A 19,726-nucleotide genomic window follows, 5' to 3' on the forward strand; every position below is an offset into this window, starting at 1 on the left:
AGTAAGGAGTCCGCAATGGATCTGAGTAATATTGGTGACCTGATTGGCGGCCTGGGCCTCTTTCTGCTCGGCATGCAGTTAATGACCGACGGCTTAAAACGTGCTGCTGGTCAGACACTGCGTAAAGTTCTTGAAGCCGCCACCCGATCCCGGCTGCGAGGTTTGTTGTCCGGTACGGCGATAACCGCATTAGTCAATTCATCCAGCGCCGTCACTGTCGCCACCATCGGCTTTGTCAATGCGGGCCTGCTAAATCTGGGACAATCGGTGGCCGTCATTTATGGCTGCAATATCGGCAGCACCATGACCGGCTGGCTGGTTGCAACAATCGGCTTCAACTTTAATATTAATGCCTTTGCTCTGCCGATAATCGGTGCAGGTATGACCATGCGCCTCGTCGGCGGGGAAAAACGTTATGCCCACCTGGGCACTGCACTGACCGGGTTTGGGCTGTTCTTTATTGGTCTGTCATTTCTTAAAGATACCTTTAACGGACTCGAGAACAGCATCCCGTTTGAGTCCATCAGTCAGACCAGCTACGGCCTGGCTCTGTTTGTACTGGCCGGATTTATTCTGACGGTGTTAATTCAGTCGTCAGGGGCTGCAATGGCGATCACACTATCGATGGCATCAACCGGAGCGATTCCATTAGCGACAGCGGGCGCTTTGGTTATTGGTGCTAACCTGGGCACGACCTCCACCGCAGCACTGTCTGTCATCGGCGCTACATCCAATGCCAAACGGATCGCCTGCGCTCATGTGTTCTTTAATCTGATTACCGGGACAGTCGGGTTAGTGCTTCTGATAGGGCTGGCGGGAATAATTAATCGTTCAAACCTCCAGCAGAGCATCGATATGGTTATCCTCCTCGCGCTCTTTCACACCCTGTTTAATGTTGTCGGGGTGCTGATCATGTGGCCAATTACGGCACCCATGGTTGCGTTTTTAAAGACCCTGTTTCGGCGTGAGGATGAAGACCTTGGTAAGGTTCGTTTTCTGGACAAAAACATTCTCGAAACCCCGCCTCTGGCAATTGATGCAATGACCCGGGAACTGGGCCGGGTCAGCCGGATGGCTTCAACCCTGGCAAAAGAGGCGCTCAGTGCTGAAACAAGCGACGCCCATCACGTCCAGACACAGGTACAGATCATCAACAAACTGGTCATTGAGATCGGCAAATTTAATCAAAAACTGGCACAGCAGCAGATTGGTGAAGAGATCTCAGAAATTCTCCCCAGTGCGATGCGGGTCGCCCGTTACTTTAATGAGATGGCAAGGCTCTCTGGTCTTATTGTGCAGTACAGCGAACGGTTTCATCAGATTAACGACAGTAATACCCAGCAGGATATCTATGAGCTGAAAAAAATCACCAGTAAGATGCTTGATGCCGCAGTGATTAACGATGAAGAGGTCAATGCGGCGTCTGATAGCCGCGCGATTTTGCATAAGCTGGAGAAGAAATACCAGAAGATCAAACAGCATGTGCTTGATGCGATGATCGCCGGCCGTCTCAGCCCCGATGAGGGTACCGAGCTACTGGATTCACTCAGTCATATCCACCGCCTGGGAGAGCAGGCTGAGAAAAGCACCCGTTACTGGAGCAGCCTGATGCCGGTTGAACATCGCGCACCGATTACATCTGATACAGAAGCAACAAAGCCCCTGGAAACCGAAAGCCCTCAGCTTACGGAAAGCCCACAGGGGTCTGATGCAAAATCCGATAACACAGTAGCGCTGAACAATGACGTAGTGAAGACAACCGCAAATACAGCGGATAAACCAGCAGCCGTCAACTGAACTCAGACAATAACCTGATCTTTGATAATGAACTCAACTTTTACATTTGCACCAATCGCCGTTATTCATAGTGGCTATAAAGAGAAGTTTGGCATTCCCCGCCAGCCCGGTCTGGCCGGATCGATGGCCGCTACGATTGAGCTATTACCCCCGTACAACAGTGCGGATGCGGTGCGTGGGCTGGAACAGTGTAGCCATATCTGGCTATTGTTTATTTTCAGCTCCTGCGTGGGTAAAGGCTGGTCACCGCTGGTACGTCCGCCAAGGCTCGGCGGCAACGAAAAGCTGGGCGTGCTGGCCTCCAGATCCCCTTTCCGACCCAATCCAGTGGGTTTATCGCCGGTAAAGCTAGACCGAATACGTATCGAAGAGAATCATGTGTATCTCGATGTCAGCGGTGCGGATCTGCTGGATCAGACACCGATCATCGATATCAAACCCTACCTGCCCTACTCCGACATCATCGGAGAAGCCAGCTTCGAACTGGCCAGCCAGATCGAGACGCTGGATCTGCCGGTGACTTTTTCCGACGAGGCCTGTATCGCGCTGGAGCAACATAGCGCCCGGCTAAAGCAGCCGCTACAACAACAAATTGAAGAGGTATTGCTGTGTGACCCTCGCCCGGCCTATCACAAAAACAACCCACAACAACGGGAGTATGGCATCCGCCTGCATGACCTTAATATTCGCTGGACCATCAGTGACACTGAGGTTCAGGTGAGCGACATCTCGATTGCTCAACCATAGTGCACCGACCAGATGAGCGACGAAAAAAAGCAGCGCTGAGCGCTGCTGAAAGAGGGTACAAAATAAACGTACCCGAGAGCCTTACTGAGAAAACCTTTTGCGCAAAAACTGTTACCCTTTCTCCAGCGTGCGGAATTTACGCCCCAGCCAATAGTCGATGCTGAAATAACGACCGCCACCGGTAAAGAACAGACTCAGAAGCATAATGAAATACGTGGCCGCAAACTCGATACCGTTATTCAGTATCACCACAGATCCTTTGCCCGTCAGCCAGTCGTAGTTGCCATGTTCTTTCAGAATCTCTTTTACACGTCCCAGGCGTTCACCCGCTTCCATAACCTGATCATTGGCCAGCCAGCTGGTACGGTCGGCAATCGCCAGCCAGCCATTATCGATATGTACCGTCAGCGCCGCCACAATCATGGTGATCATCAGCGGAATAGAGATCCAGCGGGTTGCCAGACCAACGATCAACAGCATGCCGCCAAAGAACTCTGTCCCTGACGCCAGTGCTGCCAGCACTTCCGGCATCGGCAGCCCCAACCCCCAGTCAGGATTACCAAACCAGGCGGCAGTATCTTCAAAGTGCGAAAGCTTGTTATAGCCAGCCTGCATCAGTACCGGTGCGAGGTATAAACGCAATAACAGCGGGGCAAGGCCTTCAAACATGCGGGTTTTATCCAGCAGGTCATGCAGTGAGTTGGTATGTTTTATGATTAAATTAGCCATTTTAAGTCCTGTCTCCCGCAACAATTATTGCAACGTTCCCAAAATAATCTCTTTATCCCGAAGTTGCTGCAGCACGCTCAGGCCACCAGCCACAATCTGTTCAGGCTGCGGGTGCTGCATCTCTTCAGCTATCTGCTGTAACGCCTGAGCACCACTCAGGTGGTTATCCTCACTGAGGATGTAGAGCAACCGGGCAGTCAGCTGATTGGTCTCCATAAACTTCACCTGCTCTTCGCTGTTGCGATACACCATGAGAAAGGTCGCCTGCTCCGGCGGCTGTTGCGGCAGATAGTGCTTGCCAATACGGTGTACCGGATATTGGTACATCAGTGACCAGGCCAGTGGCGACTGCTGTGGATGCCCCTTCAGCAGATCACCGCTGCCATCCACGGCAACGTCACTCTGCCTGGCCTCCGATGTATCCAGTGCCAGTTCCACCCATTCATAGTGGGCAAGCTCCTGCATAAACGGATAATCCCATGGCTGCGGCTCACGCTGATTGTTTAGCCAGGTCAGAAACGCTTCCGCTATCTCAAGAAAATAGGGGGTTTGGCAGTGACAGTGAGCAAAAAAACTACGCACCATCTGCAGCCAGTCCTCCTCCCGGGTAATCGATCGGAGTACCGGAAATCCACCGCTGATAAAACCTTCAATATTGTTGAAGAACAGTTCCCGATAGATCGCCATCCGCCGCTCTTCGACCCCTTCAGGTTTTGGGTGCTTATCCGGATTACGAATATGCGCAGCAAACTGACGCTGCAGTTCGCTAAAGCTAGCGTCAGATTTTCCGCTTTCAGATAGCTGCATGACGATACTCCTCTGCGGTTACCGGCAGTGCCCGGCGCTGGTGATCACGAATGGTATGCAGTTCCTGCAATAGCTGCTCCATCGGCGGAATATTGAAATCCCGCTCCAGCAGGGTCGGCTTAACGCCAAACAGATCGTAGCTCTGCTGCAACAGTGCCCAGACCGGATCGATAACGTCAGCGCCGTGGGTATCCACCAGCAGATCTTCCGCTTCGGTGTAGTGTCCGGCAACGTGGATATAGCTGATCCGCTCACCTGGAATCTGCGTCAGAAACGCGGCCGCGTCATAGCCGTGGTTGATGCTGTTGACGTAGATATTGTTCACATCCAGCAGCAGATCGCAGTCCGCCTCTTTCAAAACGGCCAGGAGAAACTCGATCTCCGTCATTTCTGAACCGGGAGCCGCATAGTAGGAAACATTCTCAATCGCGATGCGCTGCTGCAAGATATCCTGAGTCTGATGGATCCGCTTAGCCACATGGTTAACCGCCGCTTCGGTAAAGGGGATCGGCATCAGGTCATACAGATGTCCATCATCGGTACAATAGCTGAGATGCTCGGAGTAACCCTGAACATTGTGCAACGCCATAAAACCCTTCAGGTTACGCAGAAATTCAGTATCCAGAGGCGAAGGGCCGCCCAGTGAAAGAGACAAACCATGAGCAACAAAAGGGTAACGTTCAGTATATTCGCGAAGCGCCCGGCCAAACCGGCCCCCTAACCCCATCCAGTTTTCCGGTGCGACTTCGAGAAAGTCGATCTGAGAGCTATCAACCTCTGCCAGCGTTGCGCTCATACAGCGACGAAAGCCAAGGCCGGCTCCGGATACCTGAAAGGTCTCATTATTCATGGTTTATCCCCTGTGACTGTTCTCTGTTGATAAAAGCCCCTCGTCAGAGGGGCTTAAGAGCCTGAAGATCAGAGATTAACCCTGTGCTGGTTTTTTATCAGCGCCGCACTTCGCTTCACCGCATTTGCCTTCGCCATCAGCTTTGGCTTTCTTATCAGCACCGCACTTCGCTTCGCCACATTTGCCTTCGCCATCGGCTTTAGCTTTTTTATCAGCACCACATTTCGCTTCGCCACATTTGCCTTCAGCACCTTTGTCGTTACCGGCGACTTCATATCCGGAAGTCAGATCCTGAGCCGCAAACGGGTTGTGAGAGGCTGCATTAGCAACCGGCATCATCGCCATTCCAGCCAGCAGAGCAACACCTACAGCAGCAGTCATCGGTTTGATAGAAGTCTTGATATTCATGGTTCACCTCGGTTAAATCACAATTATTTAGTGTTAAATAGTTTTCAGGTCGCCTCACTGGGGTCTGGTCATGCGGACCTCAATTTGCGTCCCCTCTGAAGTTGTATCCACTATAAAATTGCAATCTGAAACAAAGCTGAAAGCATGAAAATAAATTAAGTTCGATTTACGTTTATGAATAAATTAATATATTAGATACTTCTAATCTTAAGCCAGTCATCGAGACATAATTCTATGAGCAACTTGCCAGAACAGACCTCCGCATCAAAGCTGGAGCACTTTCCAATCACCTTCTTTGCGATGATCATGGGCATGACAGGACTCACACTGGTGTGGGAAAAAGCGAGCGCGGTGTTTGCTGCTCCCCCTGTCATCGGCCATATATTGCTGACACTGACAGCCTGTCTGTTCCTGATTCTGACATTGATCTACCTCATGAAGATCATGCTAAAAACGTCCGCCGTCGTCGCAGAATTTCAACATCCGATCAAGCTCAGTTTCTTCCCGGCCTTCAGCATTAATATGGTGCTGCTGAGCATTGCCACCCTGTCTATTTCAGAGCGTTTATCATTCACTCTCTGGAGTATCGGTACAGCTCTGCATCTGCTGCTGACTGTCTATGTGCTCAACCAGTGGATCCACCATATTAAATTTCAGGTGATCCATATGACGCCCTCCTGGTTTATCCCGGTTGTCGGTAATATTCTGGTGCCCATTGCCGGTGTTGAACACGGCTATACCGAACTCAGCTGGTTCTGTTTTTCAATCGGCATCGTCTACTGGATCGTGCTGAAAACCCTGGTGCTGAACCGGATGATGTTTCATGACCCAATGCCCGGAAAAATGCTGCCAACGATGTTCATTCTGATTGCGCCCCCGGCCGTGGGCTTTATCTCCTATATGAAACTCACCGGCACACTGGATAGTTTTGCCCGTATCCTGTTTTATGCCGCTATGTTTTTACTAGTCTTACTGCTGAGTCAGGCTCCCCGGTTTACCCGGATTAAGTTCTTTATGTCCTGGTGGGCTTATTCATTCCCACTGGCTGCATCCGCCATCGCCGCTCAGCTGATGTATGTCACTCTGGAGCAGCCTTTTTTCTACTATCTGTCGCTGGGCCTGATCAGCCTTGCAACCATTGTCATAACCCTGCTGTTCCTACGTACACTACTGGCGGTGGTTCGTAACGAGATCTGCCTGCCGGAATAAGCAGGCAGGTTTGCATTCTGTGTAAAACCGGGCTGTAATAGCCCGGTTTTTCATTAAGAGAACGTTCTTCAGGACGTCACTAACAGGGCACATGCATGAGTATCTCCAGCGAACAGATCCGTTTTGACCAACAACATATCTGGCACCCCTACTCATCAATGATCAATCCACCCGCTGCTTATCCGGTGATTGCTGCGCAGGGCGTCCGGCTGACACTGGCTGACGGCACACAATTGATCGATGGCATGGCTTCCTGGTGGTCGGTGATCCACGGTTATAATAATCCTGCACTGAATGCCGCTGCCCACGCACAGATCGATAACGTCTCCCATGTGATGTTTGGCGGGCTGACTCACGAGCCTGCCATTGAACTGTGTAAACAGCTGGTCGAGATGACCGCTGAACCACTACAAAAAGTGTTTCTGGCGGATTCAGGTTCCGTAGCCGTTGAGGTTGCTCTGAAAATGGCGATTCAGTACTGGCACGCTAAAGGCCAGCCTGAAAAACACAAGCTGATCACCATCCGTAATGGCTATCACGGCGACACTTTCGGTGCGATGTCGGTGTGTGATCCAGTGACCGGGATGCATGAAATCTTCAGCGGAGTGCTGCCACAACAGTTCTTTGCCCCGGCTCCGCAGGTTAAATATGGCCAGCCCTGGGACGCCAGCGATTGTGCTGAACTGGAACGACTGATTGTTGAACATCATGGGGAGATCGCCGCGCTGATACTGGAGCCGATTGTTCAGGGCGCCGGTGGAATGCGTTTTTATCACCCCGAGTACCTGAAAAAGGCACGTCAGCTCTGTGCTGATTATAATCTGCTGTTGATCGCCGATGAGATCGCCACCGGTTTTGGCCGCAGCGGCAAACTGTTTGCCTGTGACCACGCAGGCATTTCACCGGATATCCTCTGTCTGGGTAAGGCGATCACCGGCGGTTATATGACGCTGGCCGCCACCCTCACCACCACAGAGATTGGCGAGACGATCTCCGCCGGTGGCGCGGGCTGCTTTATGCATGGGCCGACCTTTATGGGTAACCCGCTGGCCTGCGCGGTGGCAAACGCCAGCCTGAAACTACTGCGCGAATCCGACTGGCAAAGCAATATTGCCCGGATCGAAGCGCAACTGAAACAGGGCCTGGCGCCCTGCGCTGAGCTGAACGCAGTCGCCGAAGTTCGCTGTCTTGGGGCTATCGGTGTCGTGGAGATGAAGCAGCCGGTGGTCACCGCCGATATCCAGCCACTGTTTGTTGAACGGGGCATCTGGATACGTCCCTTCGGTAAACTGGTCTACGTGATGCCACCCTATGTAATGTCCGATGAAGACCTGCAGACACTGACAACGGGGATCTGTGAGGTGATCCGCCAGTATTCCGAACAGTAGCTCTGAATCCCCTAAGTGGCGGGGAGCCACCCTTTGCCAGCCCCATAACCCGGAAGACTCGCGAGCGAAAAAAAGCTCCGGCAATTGCCAGAGCTCTCAGGTATTAGCATCCGGAACCACCGACCGGATCAGCCGCTGAAGACACCGGTCGACAGATAGCGGTCACCGCGGTCGCAGATAATACAGACGATAATAGCGTTTTCCACTTCACGGGCTAGCCGCAGCGCGCCAGCCACAGCGCCACCGGAGGACACACCACAAAAGATACCTTCCTGACGCGCCAGTGCACGCATGGTTTGTTCTGCCTCATCCTGAGTAATATCGAGCACCCTATCCACCCGTGAGGCATCAAAGATCTTCGGCAGATACGCTTCTGGCCAGCGGCGGATACCGGGAATCGCCGCCCCCTCTGCCGGTTGCAAACCGACAATCTGAATATTTGGATTTTGCTCTTTAAGGTAACGGGAGGTGCCCATAATCGTTCCGGTGGTGCCCATAGCGCTGACAAAATGGGTGATGCGCCCATCGGTCTGTTGCCAGAGTTCCGGTCCGGTACCGCGATAATGGGCCTCCGGATTATCCATGTTGGCAAACTGATCCAGCACGATACCTTTGCCCTCCGCCTGCATCTGTAGCGCCAGGTCACGGGCACCTTCCATCCCCTGCTCTTTACTTACCGGGATCAGTTCGGCACCGTAGGCGGTCATCGAGGTTTTACGCTCCTCACTGCTGTTATCCGGCATAATCAGCGTCATTTTATAGCCTTTGATAGCAGCTGCCATCGCCAGAGCGATGCCGGTGTTTCCAGAGGTCGCTTCGATCAGGGTATCGCCGGGTTTTATCAGCCCCCGCTGTTCTGCCAGCTGGATCATGCTGATCGCTGGACGGTCCTTTACCGAGCCCGCCGGGTTGTTACCTTCCAGCTTACAGAGGACAGAATTACCATGCCCAACCTCAAGCCGCTGCAGACGCACCAGTGGCGTGTTTCCGACAAAATCTTCGATCGTTGGGAAGTCTGATTTCATATATTCCACTTTTAGCCTTGTTTCAGCATATACTTATAATCTATGGAAATTAAAAACAGATCTTATATTCCATATATTGATAACAAGCATAGTAAAACGAGTTACTTAAAAGCACAATATTGCAAAACGCATACCAGACAAAAAGAGAGGGTCAGCCTTCCGCGACGGCAAAAGCGACGACATGATCGGTTTCATCACTGTAGGAAAGATGGATCTGCCGGATGCCTAACTGCCCGGCTTTCTCCAGCGCTCCACCATTCAGTTCCAGCAATGGACGACCTAAAGTGTCGTAGGTGATATTAAAATGTTGCCAGCTGATCCCCCGGCCGATACCAGTTCCCAGCGCCTTTACCGCGGCTTCTTTGGCGGCAAAACGTTTAGCGAGAAAGTTAACCGGCTGGGTGGCGAGGTGGAACTGTTCCAGCTCCTGCTGCGTCAGAATCCGCTCGGCAAGCCGCGGCGTTCGCTCCAGCGCCTTGCCGATACGACGGATATCCAGCAAATCTGTGCCTACACCAATAATCATCGGCGCACAGCGTCCCGCAAAGACTGCACCCTCACCTGAGTTTCCATCATCAACCGACGCATCTCGGCAATCGCCTCTTTGAGGCCGACAAACACCGCCCGGGCGATAATACCGTGACCGATGTTCAGCTCGTTGATCTCAGGTATCTCCGCGATCTGCTCAACATTATGGTAATTGAGACCATGCCCGGCATTGACGATCAGTCCTTTACTGAAGGCATAGGCCGCAGCCTCTTTGATGCGCGTCAGTTCAGCCTTCTGTTCAGTCGCACTTGCTGCGTCGGCGTAGGCACCCGTATGCAGCTCAATCACCGGAGCGCCGCACTCAACGGTGGCATCGATCTGACGTTTATCCGGGTCGATAAACAGTGAAACCTCAACTCCGGCAGCAGCCAGGCGATCACAAGCGGCTTTCACCTTAGCCTTCTGTCCAACGACATCCAGGCCGCCCTCAGTGGTCAGCTCTTCGCGTTTTTCCGGCACCAGACAGGCATGCCCCGGCTTTACTTTTTCCGCGATACCGACCATCTCATCGGTGACGGCCATCTCAAAGTTCATCCGCGTCTGCAGCGTTTCCGCCAACAGATAGATGTCACGGTCCTGAATGTGCCGCCGGTCTTCCCGCAGGTGGACGGTGATGCCATCGGCACCAGCCTCTTCTGCCAGGGCAGCAGCCTGCACCGGATCAGGATAACGGGTGCCCCGGGCCTGACGCAGTGTAGCAATGTGATCGATATTAACACCCAGTAGTAAACGGCTTGGCTCTACCACGGTAAACCTCTTCTCAGACAACAATGAAAGTAACTGAAGCAGAGCTTACTAGAATCGAACACAGAGAAATAGTCCGGCTCTGTGTTTCAGACGCTATTGCTTTCAAGTACAAACGTTTTCGAAAAATTCACCGTCAGCGGTTATCACTACGGCAGAATACTCTTTGGGGTGTAGCCCTGAAGCAGCTCGCGACTGCGCAGAGGCCTGCTGCCTAACTGGGTTTCCAGTGCTAACCGCATCAGCCGCTTAGCAGCCCGGCGTATCTCCGGGCGATGGTATGCTTCCGCAACTATGCCCTGTAGCTGATCCCCGCTAAAGCAAAAGGGTTTCAGGCTGTCAGTCACCTGGCCCACCGGGATAAAACCTTGTGATGACTCATAGCGGTAGATCAACGCTGGCTGGCAGTGCTGAACATCGAACTGATAACCGAGCTGCTGCAACAGATGCTGCTCAAAGGTTCGCAACGCCAGCTCAATATCGGTGGCCGCCCGCAGTTCGTTCAGCACGTACTGATAATAAACATAGAGCGGGGGATGTGCATCAGAGGGTTGCAGCAAGCGTTCAAGCAGTTCATTGACATACAGGCCGCAGATCAGCGCACTGCCTTTGAGAAACAACGGCGCGGCGACCGCTTCCGCCTGAATCAGGGTTTTCAAATCGTGACGCCCCCGCCAGCTGACCTGCAACGGGGTAAAGGGTTGCATCATCGCGCGCATTCGGGAACGGGGGCTGCGAGCCCCTTTGACAACGGCGCTGACCTTGCCCTGCTCCAGGGTGAAAAGGTCAACTAACAGGCTGGTTTCCCGGTAAGGGCGGCTATGCAGGACATAAGCAGCCTGAGCTTCAACCTGATAACTCATTGGCTGCCTTCAATCACTCGATATCGTTATATCCCAGGCTGCGCAACGCCCGTTCGTCATCCGACCAGTTACTGCGCACTTTCACCCAGAGATTAAGCATCACTTTGGAATCAAACATCTTTTCCATATCGAGACGGGCATCACGGCCGATCCCTTTGATCTTGTCGCCCTTGTCGCCGATTACGATCCGCTTCTGTCCTTCACGTTCAACCAGAATCAGCGCGCTGATAATCAGAATCCCCCGCTCATTGCGTTTGAACTCCTCAATCTCGACGGTGGTGCCATAAGGTACTTCGTCGCCAAGATTGCGCATCAGCTTTTCACGGACCAGCTCGGACGCCAGAAAACGTGAGCTGCGATCGGTAATCTGATCATCAGGATAGAAGTGCATACTCTTCGGCAGCTGTTCATTAATGACAGCTTCAAGCCGATCAACACTGGTGCCATTTTTAGCCGAGATGGGGATAATTTCCAGAAACTCCATCTTTCTCGACAGGGTTTCCAGATGCGGCAGCAACGATTCCTTATCGTCCAGCTGGTCGATCTTGTTGATCACCAGAATTACCGGGCACTTAATCCCTCCCAGTTTTTCAAAAACGATCTCGTCCTCTTCTGTCCAGGCGGTACGGTCGATAATAAACACCACCACATCGACGTCGCGCAGGGCTGAACTGGCCGCTTTGTTCATATAGCGGTTGATCGCTTTGTCCTGATCTTTATGCAGTCCGGGGGTATCGACATAGACTGCCTGAACATCGCCCTCGGTTTTGATACCGACAATCTGGTGACGGGTGGTCTGCGGCTTACGCGACGTAATGCTCAGCTTCTGTCCCAGAATTTTATTCATCAGTGTCGATTTACCCACATTCGGGCGACCGACAATAGCCACAAAGCCACAGCGCTGATTTTCGTTCGGCTGATCTAACAGATAACTCAGGTCGCGACTCATGATTTAACTACCTTCAGTTTATCCAGCGCCTTTTTCGCGGCGTTCTGTTCAGCCTGACGACGACTGCTCCCCTTACCGTCCGTGGGCTGGTCCAGCAACGTCACAGCACAACGAATTTCAAAGGTCTGTTTGTGGGCTTCACCGCTAACGGAAAGCAATTCATAGTCTGGCAGCGGAGCCCTGCGTGACTGCAGAAACTCCTGCAGCCGGGTTTTAGAGTCTTTCTGGGTATCCTCCAGAGAGGTTTGTTCCAGACGTGAATGGTACCAGTCGAGAATATAGGGCCGACAGCGGTCCATACTGCTATCAAGATAGATAGCACCGATGATCGCCTCAACGGTATCCGCCAGGATAGAATCGCGCCGGTATCCACCGCTTTTCAACTCACCAGAACCCAGCCGCAGATAATCACCCAGCTTCATCTCCCGCGCCAGTTCGGCCAGGGTTTCCCCTTTTACTAACTGCGCCCGCAGCCTGCTCAGCTGGCCCTCCTTCGCTTCAGGAAAGCGCCGGTAGAGCGCTTCAGCAATGACGAAATTCAGTATCGAATCCCCGAGGAACTCTAACCGTTCGTTATTGCGCTTCCCGTGGCTACGGTGGGTGAGAGCTAACTCAATCATACTCTCATCGTTAAACTGATAACCCAGCTTTCTAGCCAGGTCGGTGGCAGGCTTAATAATCAACGGACAATCACTTCATATTGCTCATGAAACTTCACTACAGCATCAACATTGTAAAACATCGGTACGGTGACGTTGTATTCTAGTGTCAGGGTTTTTACGCCCTCTTTAATATCGATCTTAACGGCATCCTGCACCGGCAGATTCACCTGGTTGATGCGTAGTCGCTTGAAGATCTTCATCCGGGTTTCCGTCGGTGAATCTTTTTTGGTTTCAGGCTCATCGACCAGCTCCTCCATCATCGAGGTCACCAGACTGTGATCCCAGTAAACCGGGAACAGTTTCATTCCAACCGCAAAGAAGATCCCCGCCACAATCAGAATGATCATCAGAGAGAAAAATGACACGCCCCGCTGTTTACTTCGTATTGACATAACTTACCCCAATTTTCCTTTTAATGGATAGTTCTTACATCACTGAAATCAGGCAGCGTAAAGAACCCCTGCCAATGCATCCAGACTGCGAAAGCTTTACCAACCAGCAACTCATCCGGTACAAACCCCCAGAAACGGCTATCGTTACTGTTGTCGCGGTTATCACCCATCACAAAATACTGACCTTCAGGCACAACCCACTCAGCAGGCCTGCGGGGAGGAGCAACATCACGATAGATCTGATGTTTGACATCCCCCAGCGTCTCATCCATCAGCAATAACTGAGGGTTCTGTGGTGGCATTTGCTCCAGCAACACCTGGGTTTGCGGCTGGCCATTGATATAGACCGTTTTATCCTGATAGGTCACCCGGTCGCCCGGTAAGCCAACCACCCGCTTAATGTAATTCACACTCGGATCTTTGGGATACTTAAAGACCACGACATCACCACGCGATGGAGTATTTACCGGAATAACTTTAGTCCCGATCACCGGCAGGCGAAAGCCATAGTGCCACTTGTTAACCAGAATGAAATCACCGATTTTAAGGGTTGGCTTCATCGACCCGGAAGGGATCTGAAATGGCTCAACAATAAATGAACGCAGAATCAGTACCACCAGCAAGACCGGAAACAAGGAGCGGCACAGATCAACTACGCCATTCTCTTTACTAAGCTGTTCCAGCGTTGCCGCAGGCAGCTCACCACCACTCTGCTGAGCGGCAGCAAGCCGTGCCTTACGCGGCCCGGCCAATACCACCCGGTCATACGCCCAACCCAGCGCGGCTATAAAGGTGAGTATCACCAATATCAGTGCAAAATCAAAATCCATGCAAATACGTCCTAGCTATCAACTTTCAAAACTGCAAGGAAGGCATCCTGAGGTATCTCAACCCTTCCCACCTGCTTCATCCGCTTCTTACCTTCTTTCTGTTTCTGCAACAGCTTTTTCTTACGGCTAACATCACCACCATAACATTTAGCGATAACGTTTTTACGCAGCGCCTTAACGTTCGTGCGGGAGATAATTTTGCCACCGATAGCCGCCTGAATAGCGACATCGAACATCTGCCGGGGGATCAGCTCTTTCATCTTTTCACACAGCAACCGCCCCCGGTAAGGGGCATTGTCTTTATGCAGAATCACCGCCAGGGCATCCACTTTTTCACCATTAATCAGAATATCCAGACGCACCAACTGAGCCGGTTCAAAGCGGACAAAGTTATACTCTAATGACGCATAACCACGACTGACCGATTTCAGGCGGTCAAAAAAGTCCAGCACCACTTCAGCCATCGGCAGTTCATAGGAAACCTGAACCTGATTACCGACGAAATTCATATTTTTCTGTACTCCCCGTTTCTCAACGCAGAGACCGATCACCTGCCCCAGATATTCCTGAGGTACCAGAATATTGGCCTCGACAATGGGCTCACGCATCTCTTTGACTGAGCCGGGGTCTGGCAATTTCGACGGGCTGTCAATCTGTACCACTTCGCCATTGGTCAATAACAGCTCATAGATTACCGTTGGTGCTGTGGTGACCAGATCCAGGTCATATTCCCGTTCCAGACGCTCCTGAATGATCTCCATATGCAGCATCCCCAGGAAACCACAACGGAACCCAAAGCCAAGAGCATCAGAGGATTCGGGTTCGAAGAACAGAGAAGCATCATTCAGGGTCAGTTTGTCCAGCGCCTCACGAAAATCCTCGTAATCATCGGAGCTGGTAGGGAAAAGGCCTGCATATACCTGAGGCTGAACCCGTTTAAATCCAGGCAGCGTTTCGACATCCGGGGTTTTTGCGTGGGTAATGGTGTCACCGACCGGTGCACCATGGATATCTTTAATACCCGCAACCACATAGCCTACCTCACCGGCTCTGAGAATCCCGGTTTCTTTGCGCTTCGGTGTAAAGATACCAACCCCATCGACAGGCTGGACCTGACGATTGGATTTAATCAGAATTTTATCCTTCTTACGCAGAGTACCCTGCTTAACCCGCACCAGCGATACGACACCCAGATAGTTATCGAACCAGGAATCAATAATCAGTGCCTGCAGCGGTGCTTCTGGATCCCCTTCGGGTGGGGGTATGTATTTCACCAGTGCTTCGAGTACATCATCAATACCCAGACCACTTTTAGCACTACAGGGAACCGCATTATCCGCATCGATGCCGATCACTTCCTCAATCTCTTTACGTACCCGGTCGGGCTCAGCCTGAGGCAGATCCATCTTATTGAGGATAGGCAGCACTTCCAGCCCCTGTTCCAGCGCGGTATAACAGTTCGCGACCGACTGGGCCTCAACGCCCTGTGCGGCATCGACAACCAGCAATGCACCCTCACAGGCGGCCAGTGAGCGGGACACCTCATAGCTGAAGTCTACATGTCCAGGCGTATCGATAAAGTTGAGCTGATAAATTTTGCCATCTTTGGCGGTATAATTCAGGGTTACACTCTGCGCCTTGATCGTGATTCCGCGCTCTCGCTCAATGTCCATAGAGTCAAGCACCTGCTGTTCCATTTCACGCGCTTCTAACCCTCCACAGGTCTGGATAAAACGATCTGCCAGGGTAGACTTACCATGGTCAATATGGGCAATAATCGAAAAGTTACGGATGTGTTCGAGCTTACTCACTACGGAATCACCAGCTGATAAATGGAACTATGCACCCCTTTGTTAGGGCGCAATTCTGAAGCGGGCAAGTGTACCGTATTTCATCTGTTTCGACCATCAAAGAGAAACACAGCGAAAAATAAACAGAGGGGCTAAAAGCCCCTCTGAATCACACCGTTCTATTTGAGTTTAAGGGGGATAAACATAGGACTGCCCCGACGCACAATTCTCATCGGCACCGCTTTGTTCTCCGGCAAAGCGTCTACAACACTGGCAAACTTATCAATCGAATCGATCTCTTCCCCGTTAAGCATGGTAATCACATCACCCACCATCAAACCTGATTCTGCACCAGGGCCTTGATCAACCTGACGAACCACAACGCCATCCGTTACATTCAACCGTTCACGCAGCTGATCATCCAGTGCGCTGAGCTTTATATTAAGCCGGTTAGCCGAGGCTTTCTCGTCGCTTTTAGCGGACGTCTTTAACTCCTCTCCCTGGGATGGTAACAAACCGATAGTCACCGTAATTGTCTGCTTCTTGCCACCACGGACAATCCCCACTTTAGCATCGGTTTCCGGCGTAATACGTCCAACCTGATGCGGCAGATCGCCTGAACGGTCAATGGTAGTTCCATTGAAGCTATAGATGATATCGCCTTCCTGTAAGCCAGCGGCTTCTGCCGGGCTATCTGGCAGCACTTTAGCCACCAATGCACCTCCGGGCTTATCCAGGCCGAAAGATTCCGCCAGATCACGGCTGACTTCCTGAATAATAACCCCCAGCCAGCCCCGGCTGACCTGGCCCTTATCTTTAAGCTGATCAACCACTTCCATCGCAACATTCATCGGGATAGAAAAAGATAACCCCATAAAACCACCGGACCGGGTATAGATCTGAGAGTTAATACCGATGACTTCGCCATCCATATTAAACAGAGGGCCGCCTGAGTTACCCGGATTAATCGCTACATCGGTCTGAATAAAGGGCACATAAGTTTCATTTGCCAGGCTTCGATCTGTGGCGCTGATAATACCAGCCGTCACCGAGTGATCAAAACCAAATGGTGAGCCGATAGCGAGTACCCACTCACCCACTTCCGCTTTATCGGAATCGCCAATTTTTACTACGGGAAGGTCTGTCGCATCGATCTTCAACAGCGCAACATCAGAACGCTTGTCAGAACCAATAATCTTAGCTTCCAGTTCCCGCCGATCACTCAGACGTACAATCACCTTATCAGCATCAGCGACAACATGATGGTTGGTCAGAATATAGCCATCCTCGGAGATAATAAATCCGGACCCCAGTGACTGAGGGGCTTTATGCCGGGGAGCATTACCATAACCTTCAGGAATACGGAAAAAATGTTTGAAAATATCGGGAATTTCCTGCCCGTCAGGAAGCTGCATATCGGGTGAGCCCTGCAGCTGATTATGGATCTGCTGGACGGTACTAATATTAACGACTGCGGGGGACGTCTGCTTAACCAGGTCTTTAAATTCTGGTAAAGCAGCATGCACACTACTCACACACAACCAGAAAAGAACCAGACTAAAAGTCGCTCTGACTAGTTTCATATCGTTTGTCCTGTATATCAGTTATTACTACAAATAGATCAGACTCTGCGAAGCAGCACCGGCCGGTAACTGCAGTTCCGGCTAATCAAGCCGGATATAAGGCGGGTTAATAAAAATCCGCCTGCTAACCCTAACACCGCGCTCAGAATCACCTTTGGCTCTGAAAGCCCCGAAGCCTGCGCGGCCACGGAAAAGATAAACATTACCAACAGGGGTAACAGGTAAATCAGAAACGAAGCGGTTATAAATGAACGTTCGCCAACGCCCAGAGTGACCTCATCGTCCACCCGGACATCCAGCCCTTGCGGGTTATCAACCTGAATCTGCATACGCTTACCATCGCCAATCTTGGCCAGCAGACTTTGCCCGCAACCTTTTTGCGCGCTGCAACTGGAGCAGGCACTCTGCTTAACCGTTTCGACCCATACCGATCCTGAATCGATACGTACTACACGTCCGTTTTCTTCAAGCATGAGATTTACTGTATCTTCTCAATGGAGTTTGCTACCCGGTCGGCAACCATCAGCGGTACATCGCCCACCACTGTCACAAAGAACTGATCCACTTTCTTGCCAATCGCAACCATATTACCCATCTGAGTAGCACCCTCAGGAACTGAGGCATCTCCGGTGCGTTCAATACTCAGCGTAAACGAGTTTACACCATTACTGAAAACGGTCAGTTCTGCCCCCGGAGCCATCGCATTCTTAACGGCAGAATAACCTTCCGGAATCCAGCCAGGTGTAGAACTTACCAGTTTACCCTGACGCAAGACATTATGCTGACGGATATAACTGTTCAGTCCGGCATTATAGCGAATGATGTTATCACTACCGCTATCACTTTGATGGGAGATTCGAGGCGCACCAAACTGGGCTCGCATCAGATCACGGGATGGCGCGAAGTTAGGCTGCATAATCGTTGTCGCAGGTTCTGGTGCCTGAGCCAGGCCGGTATCAACAGATTGCTGCGAACTGAGACCAACATTTTGTCCACCCAGAATAACAACGGCGGTAACAGATGCGGCAACAGCCATGCTGATCAGGGGCTTAAAGAAACCCTTAGCAGAAACACCCTTATCAACTGGCGTTTCCACAGGACTCATCTTCAAAGCAGGCTCGTCATCAATAGCGCTCATCACAGCAGTACTGATATCGCCAACGCCAAGTTGCTCATTTTTAAGCAACGAACTGGCTACATGGTAGCGGCGCCACTGACCTGAAAGCTCTTTATTGTCAGCACTCTGCTTTAACAGGCTGCGTAACTCAAAGTCACCAACTTCATTGTCCATCAATGCAGAAAGAGCTTCTTTGGGTTGTTCGCTCATTAGCCAACTCCTAACGGATTAAGTATCTGTTTAACAGCTATCGGCAAAACAGCCTCACCGATTACTTGTATAAAAAACTAACTGTCTGGTACAACTCACTGAATTATTGACTAATCCAATAACGGAGCGATCTCTTTATCTATCGCTTCCCGGGCCCGGAATATACGTGAACGTACAGTGCCAACCGGACAATCCATAATCTGAGCAATATCTTCATAACTCAGACCATCAAACTCCCTCAGGGACAACGCTGCCCTAAGATCCTGAGGCAGCTTATCCATCGCCTCCCGGACGACCCGGGCTAACTCATCCCTATATAAACTGTTCTCAGGGGTTTCAATCTCTTTCAACCCACTGTCACCCTCGAGATGATGTGCGTCATCCACATCGACATCCATATCAGGCGGCCTGCGACCCTTCGCAACCAGATGATTCTTGGCAGTATTGATCGCTATCCGGTAAAGCCATGTATAAAAAGCACTATCACCCCGAAAATTAGGCAGCGCACGGTAGGCTTTTATAAACGCCTCCTGAGACACGTCCATCGCTTCGTGATGGTCATACACATAACGGCCAATCAGACCGATTATTTTATGCTGGTATTTTTTAACCAACAGATCAAAGGCGGTTTTATCACCTTCCTGAACACGCCTGACCAGCTTATGATCTATCGATGTTTGACTCTCGCTGGACATTCGATTCCTTATTGTATGAACAGTTCCAAACTAATGTAGCTGCTTACAGCCTCAAGGAAGTATGAATGTCACCCCCTGTTTAGTGCAACCCTTTACCTGAGCTGAACTTAAGTTATATCGTAAGAGCGTAATGATGTGACTAAGTTCCATAAGCATAAAAAAAAAATCAATATTTTTCTCCCCACTCTGGCTCCTGATGCGGGTTCAGGCAATAATTAGCGATTAAATTGATAGCAGTTGAGAGTCCGTAAATGAGTAATGAGTTTCAGTACGATGTCTTGATTATTGGCAGTGGAGCATCCGGGCTGGGACTGGCCCTGCAGCTGCCCGACTCATGTAAAATTGCGGTTCTCAGCAAAGCCAGCCTGACCAGCGGATCCAC

21 protein-coding genes are annotated in these 19,726 nt (G+C 51.2%); 4 read left to right on the plus strand and 17 right to left on the minus strand.

From position 1 onward, the window contains the following. Positions 1-15: 15 nt before the first annotated feature. The gene (locus ACQY8X_RS00545; protein WP_428033188.1) at positions 16-1,797 is read left to right on the plus strand and encodes a Na/Pi cotransporter family protein; all 1,782 of its coding nucleotides are present in this window, start codon (positions 16-18) and stop codon (positions 1,795-1,797) included. Between the two features lie 27 nt (positions 1,798-1,824). Continuing rightward, entirely contained in the window at positions 1,825-2,544 is a 720-nt protein-coding gene (gene tsaA, locus ACQY8X_RS00550; protein ID WP_428033189.1) for a tRNA (N6-threonylcarbamoyladenosine(37)-N6)-methyltransferase TrmO, read from the plus strand. Between the two features lie 111 nt (positions 2,545-2,655). Here tsaA and ACQY8X_RS00555 read toward each other — a convergent pair whose 3' ends face one another. From ACQY8X_RS00555 to ACQY8X_RS00570, 4 genes are all read right to left on the minus strand, one after another. Continuing rightward, a complete protein-coding gene (locus ACQY8X_RS00555; RefSeq protein WP_428033190.1) occupies positions 2,656-3,273 on the minus strand; it encodes a DoxX family protein in 618 nt (205 codons plus the stop codon). Between the two features lie 24 nt (positions 3,274-3,297). Then, positions 3,298-4,080 (minus strand): DNA-binding domain-containing protein, encoded by a 783-nt coding sequence (locus ACQY8X_RS00560; RefSeq protein WP_428033191.1) that lies wholly within the window; start codon positions 4,078-4,080, stop codon positions 3,298-3,300. Then, positions 4,067-4,930 carry an HvfB family MNIO-type RiPP peptide maturase gene (locus ACQY8X_RS00565; protein ID WP_428033192.1) on the minus strand — a complete coding sequence of 288 codons (864 nt, stop codon included), beginning with the start codon at positions 4,928-4,930 and terminating at the stop codon, positions 4,067-4,069. The genes ACQY8X_RS00560 and ACQY8X_RS00565 overlap by 14 nt, the downstream gene beginning before the upstream one ends. A gap of 75 nt (positions 4,931-5,005) precedes the next feature. Further along, positions 5,006-5,338 (minus strand): copper-binding oxazolone/thioamide-containing RiPP, encoded by a 333-nt coding sequence (locus ACQY8X_RS00570; protein WP_428033193.1) that lies wholly within the window; start codon positions 5,336-5,338, stop codon positions 5,006-5,008. Between the two features lie 234 nt (positions 5,339-5,572). On the opposite strand from ACQY8X_RS00570, the gene ACQY8X_RS00575 reads away from it, so the two are divergent. Together ACQY8X_RS00575 and bioA are read left to right on the plus strand one after the other, a co-directional pair. Then, positions 5,573-6,547: an SLAC1 anion channel family protein gene (locus ACQY8X_RS00575; RefSeq protein ID WP_428033194.1), complete on the plus strand. Its 975-nt coding sequence runs from the start codon at positions 5,573-5,575 to the stop codon at positions 6,545-6,547. A gap of 95 nt (positions 6,548-6,642) precedes the next feature. Further along, on the plus strand, positions 6,643-7,935 hold the full coding sequence (bioA, locus tag ACQY8X_RS00580) for an adenosylmethionine--8-amino-7-oxononanoate transaminase (protein WP_428033195.1): 1,293 nt from the start codon (positions 6,643-6,645) through the stop codon (positions 7,933-7,935). A 128-nt stretch (positions 7,936-8,063) separates the two neighbouring features. Here bioA and cysM read toward each other — a convergent pair whose 3' ends face one another. The 13 genes from cysM to rpoE all read right to left on the minus strand — a co-directional run bounded on the left by cysM (position 8,064) and on the right by rpoE (position 19,344). Next, positions 8,064-8,960, minus strand: coding sequence for a cysteine synthase CysM (gene cysM / locus ACQY8X_RS00585; RefSeq protein WP_428033196.1), 897 nt, complete (start codon positions 8,958-8,960; stop codon positions 8,064-8,066). Positions 8,961-9,111: 151 nt separating this feature from the next. Then, on the minus strand, positions 9,112-9,486 hold the full coding sequence (acpS, locus tag ACQY8X_RS00590) for a holo-ACP synthase (protein ID WP_428033197.1): 375 nt from the start codon (positions 9,484-9,486) through the stop codon (positions 9,112-9,114). Next, a complete protein-coding gene (pdxJ, locus tag ACQY8X_RS00595) occupies positions 9,483-10,256 on the minus strand; it encodes a pyridoxine 5'-phosphate synthase (RefSeq protein WP_428033198.1) in 774 nt (257 codons plus the stop codon). The genes acpS and pdxJ overlap by 4 nt, the downstream gene beginning before the upstream one ends. 146 nt (positions 10,257-10,402) lie before the next feature. Beyond that, complete coding sequence (recO, locus tag ACQY8X_RS00600) at positions 10,403-11,116, minus strand: DNA repair protein RecO (RefSeq protein WP_428033199.1); 714 nt, start codon at positions 11,114-11,116, stop codon at positions 10,403-10,405. A gap of 13 nt (positions 11,117-11,129) precedes the next feature. Continuing rightward, positions 11,130-12,065 carry a GTPase Era gene (gene era, locus ACQY8X_RS00605; protein WP_428033200.1) on the minus strand — a complete coding sequence of 312 codons (936 nt, stop codon included), beginning with the start codon at positions 12,063-12,065 and terminating at the stop codon, positions 11,130-11,132. Beyond that, positions 12,062-12,745, minus strand: a complete 684-nt coding sequence (rnc, locus tag ACQY8X_RS00610; protein WP_428033210.1) for a ribonuclease III — start codon at positions 12,743-12,745, stop codon at positions 12,062-12,064. The genes era and rnc overlap by 4 nt, the downstream gene beginning before the upstream one ends. Continuing rightward, the gene (locus ACQY8X_RS00615; RefSeq protein ID WP_428033201.1) at positions 12,745-13,119 is read right to left on the minus strand and encodes a DUF4845 domain-containing protein; all 375 of its coding nucleotides are present in this window, start codon (positions 13,117-13,119) and stop codon (positions 12,745-12,747) included. The genes rnc and ACQY8X_RS00615 overlap by 1 nt, the downstream gene beginning before the upstream one ends. 20 nt (positions 13,120-13,139) lie before the next feature. Beyond that, positions 13,140-13,949, minus strand: a complete 810-nt coding sequence (lepB, locus tag ACQY8X_RS00620; protein ID WP_428033202.1) for a signal peptidase I — start codon at positions 13,947-13,949, stop codon at positions 13,140-13,142. Between the two features lie 11 nt (positions 13,950-13,960). After that, positions 13,961-15,760 (minus strand): translation elongation factor 4, encoded by a 1,800-nt coding sequence (gene lepA / locus ACQY8X_RS00625; RefSeq protein ID WP_428033203.1) that lies wholly within the window; start codon positions 15,758-15,760, stop codon positions 13,961-13,963. 158 nt (positions 15,761-15,918) lie between these two features. After that, entirely contained in the window at positions 15,919-17,322 is a 1,404-nt protein-coding gene (locus ACQY8X_RS00630) for a DegQ family serine endoprotease (RefSeq protein WP_428033204.1), read from the minus strand. Positions 17,323-17,360: 38 nt separating this feature from the next. Continuing rightward, entirely contained in the window at positions 17,361-17,795 is a 435-nt protein-coding gene (locus tag ACQY8X_RS00635) for a SoxR reducing system RseC family protein (protein WP_428033205.1), read from the minus strand. A 5-nt stretch (positions 17,796-17,800) separates the two neighbouring features. After that, positions 17,801-18,649, minus strand: coding sequence for a MucB/RseB C-terminal domain-containing protein (locus ACQY8X_RS00640; protein WP_428033206.1), 849 nt, complete (start codon positions 18,647-18,649; stop codon positions 17,801-17,803). Positions 18,650-18,759: 110 nt separating this feature from the next. Further along, on the minus strand, positions 18,760-19,344 hold the full coding sequence (gene rpoE / locus ACQY8X_RS00645; protein WP_428033207.1) for an RNA polymerase sigma factor RpoE: 585 nt from the start codon (positions 19,342-19,344) through the stop codon (positions 18,760-18,762). Positions 19,345-19,726: the final 382 nt, after the last annotated feature.

The sequence above is a fragment of the Amphritea sp. genome (assembly GCF_050300915.1).
Classification (GTDB): domain Bacteria; phylum Pseudomonadota; class Gammaproteobacteria; order Pseudomonadales; family Balneatricaceae; genus Amphritea.

Coding starts and splice junctions, on each gene's coding strand:
- ACQY8X_RS00640 (WP_428033206.1), bottom strand. CDS start 18,649: ATGAGCGAACAACCCAAAGAAGCTCTTTCTGCATTGATGGACAATGAA.
- ACQY8X_RS00615 (WP_428033201.1), bottom strand. CDS start 13,119: ATGTCAATACGAAGTAAACAGCGGGGCGTGTCATTTTTCTCTCTGATG.
- bioA (WP_428033195.1), top strand. CDS start 6,643: ATGAGTATCTCCAGCGAACAGATCCGTTTTGACCAACAACATATCTGG.
- ACQY8X_RS00560 (WP_428033191.1), bottom strand. CDS start 4,080: ATGCAGCTATCTGAAAGCGGAAAATCTGACGCTAGCTTTAGCGAACTG.
- rpoE (WP_428033207.1), bottom strand. CDS start 19,344: ATGTCCAGCGAGAGTCAAACATCGATAGATCATAAGCTGGTCAGGCGT.
- era (WP_428033200.1), bottom strand. CDS start 12,065: ATGAGTCGCGACCTGAGTTATCTGTTAGATCAGCCGAACGAAAATCAG.
- tsaA (WP_428033189.1), top strand. CDS start 1,825: ATGAACTCAACTTTTACATTTGCACCAATCGCCGTTATTCATAGTGGC.
- ACQY8X_RS00565 (WP_428033192.1), bottom strand. CDS start 4,930: ATGAATAATGAGACCTTTCAGGTATCCGGAGCCGGCCTTGGCTTTCGT.
- ACQY8X_RS00545 (WP_428033188.1), top strand. CDS start 16: ATGGATCTGAGTAATATTGGTGACCTGATTGGCGGCCTGGGCCTCTTT.
- ACQY8X_RS00630 (WP_428033204.1), bottom strand. CDS start 17,322: ATGAAACTAGTCAGAGCGACTTTTAGTCTGGTTCTTTTCTGGTTGTGT.
- ACQY8X_RS00555 (WP_428033190.1), bottom strand. CDS start 3,273: ATGGCTAATTTAATCATAAAACATACCAACTCACTGCATGACCTGCTG.
- ACQY8X_RS00635 (WP_428033205.1), bottom strand. CDS start 17,795: ATGCTTGAAGAAAACGGACGTGTAGTACGTATCGATTCAGGATCGGTA.
- cysM (WP_428033196.1), bottom strand. CDS start 8,960: ATGAAATCAGACTTCCCAACGATCGAAGATTTTGTCGGAAACACGCCA.
- ACQY8X_RS00570 (WP_428033193.1), bottom strand. CDS start 5,338: ATGAATATCAAGACTTCTATCAAACCGATGACTGCTGCTGTAGGTGTT.
- acpS (WP_428033197.1), bottom strand. CDS start 9,486: ATGATTATTGGTGTAGGCACAGATTTGCTGGATATCCGTCGTATCGGC.
- ACQY8X_RS00575 (WP_428033194.1), top strand. CDS start 5,573: ATGAGCAACTTGCCAGAACAGACCTCCGCATCAAAGCTGGAGCACTTT.
- lepB (WP_428033202.1), bottom strand. CDS start 13,949: ATGGATTTTGATTTTGCACTGATATTGGTGATACTCACCTTTATAGCC.
- recO (WP_428033199.1), bottom strand. CDS start 11,116: ATGAGTTATCAGGTTGAAGCTCAGGCTGCTTATGTCCTGCATAGCCGC.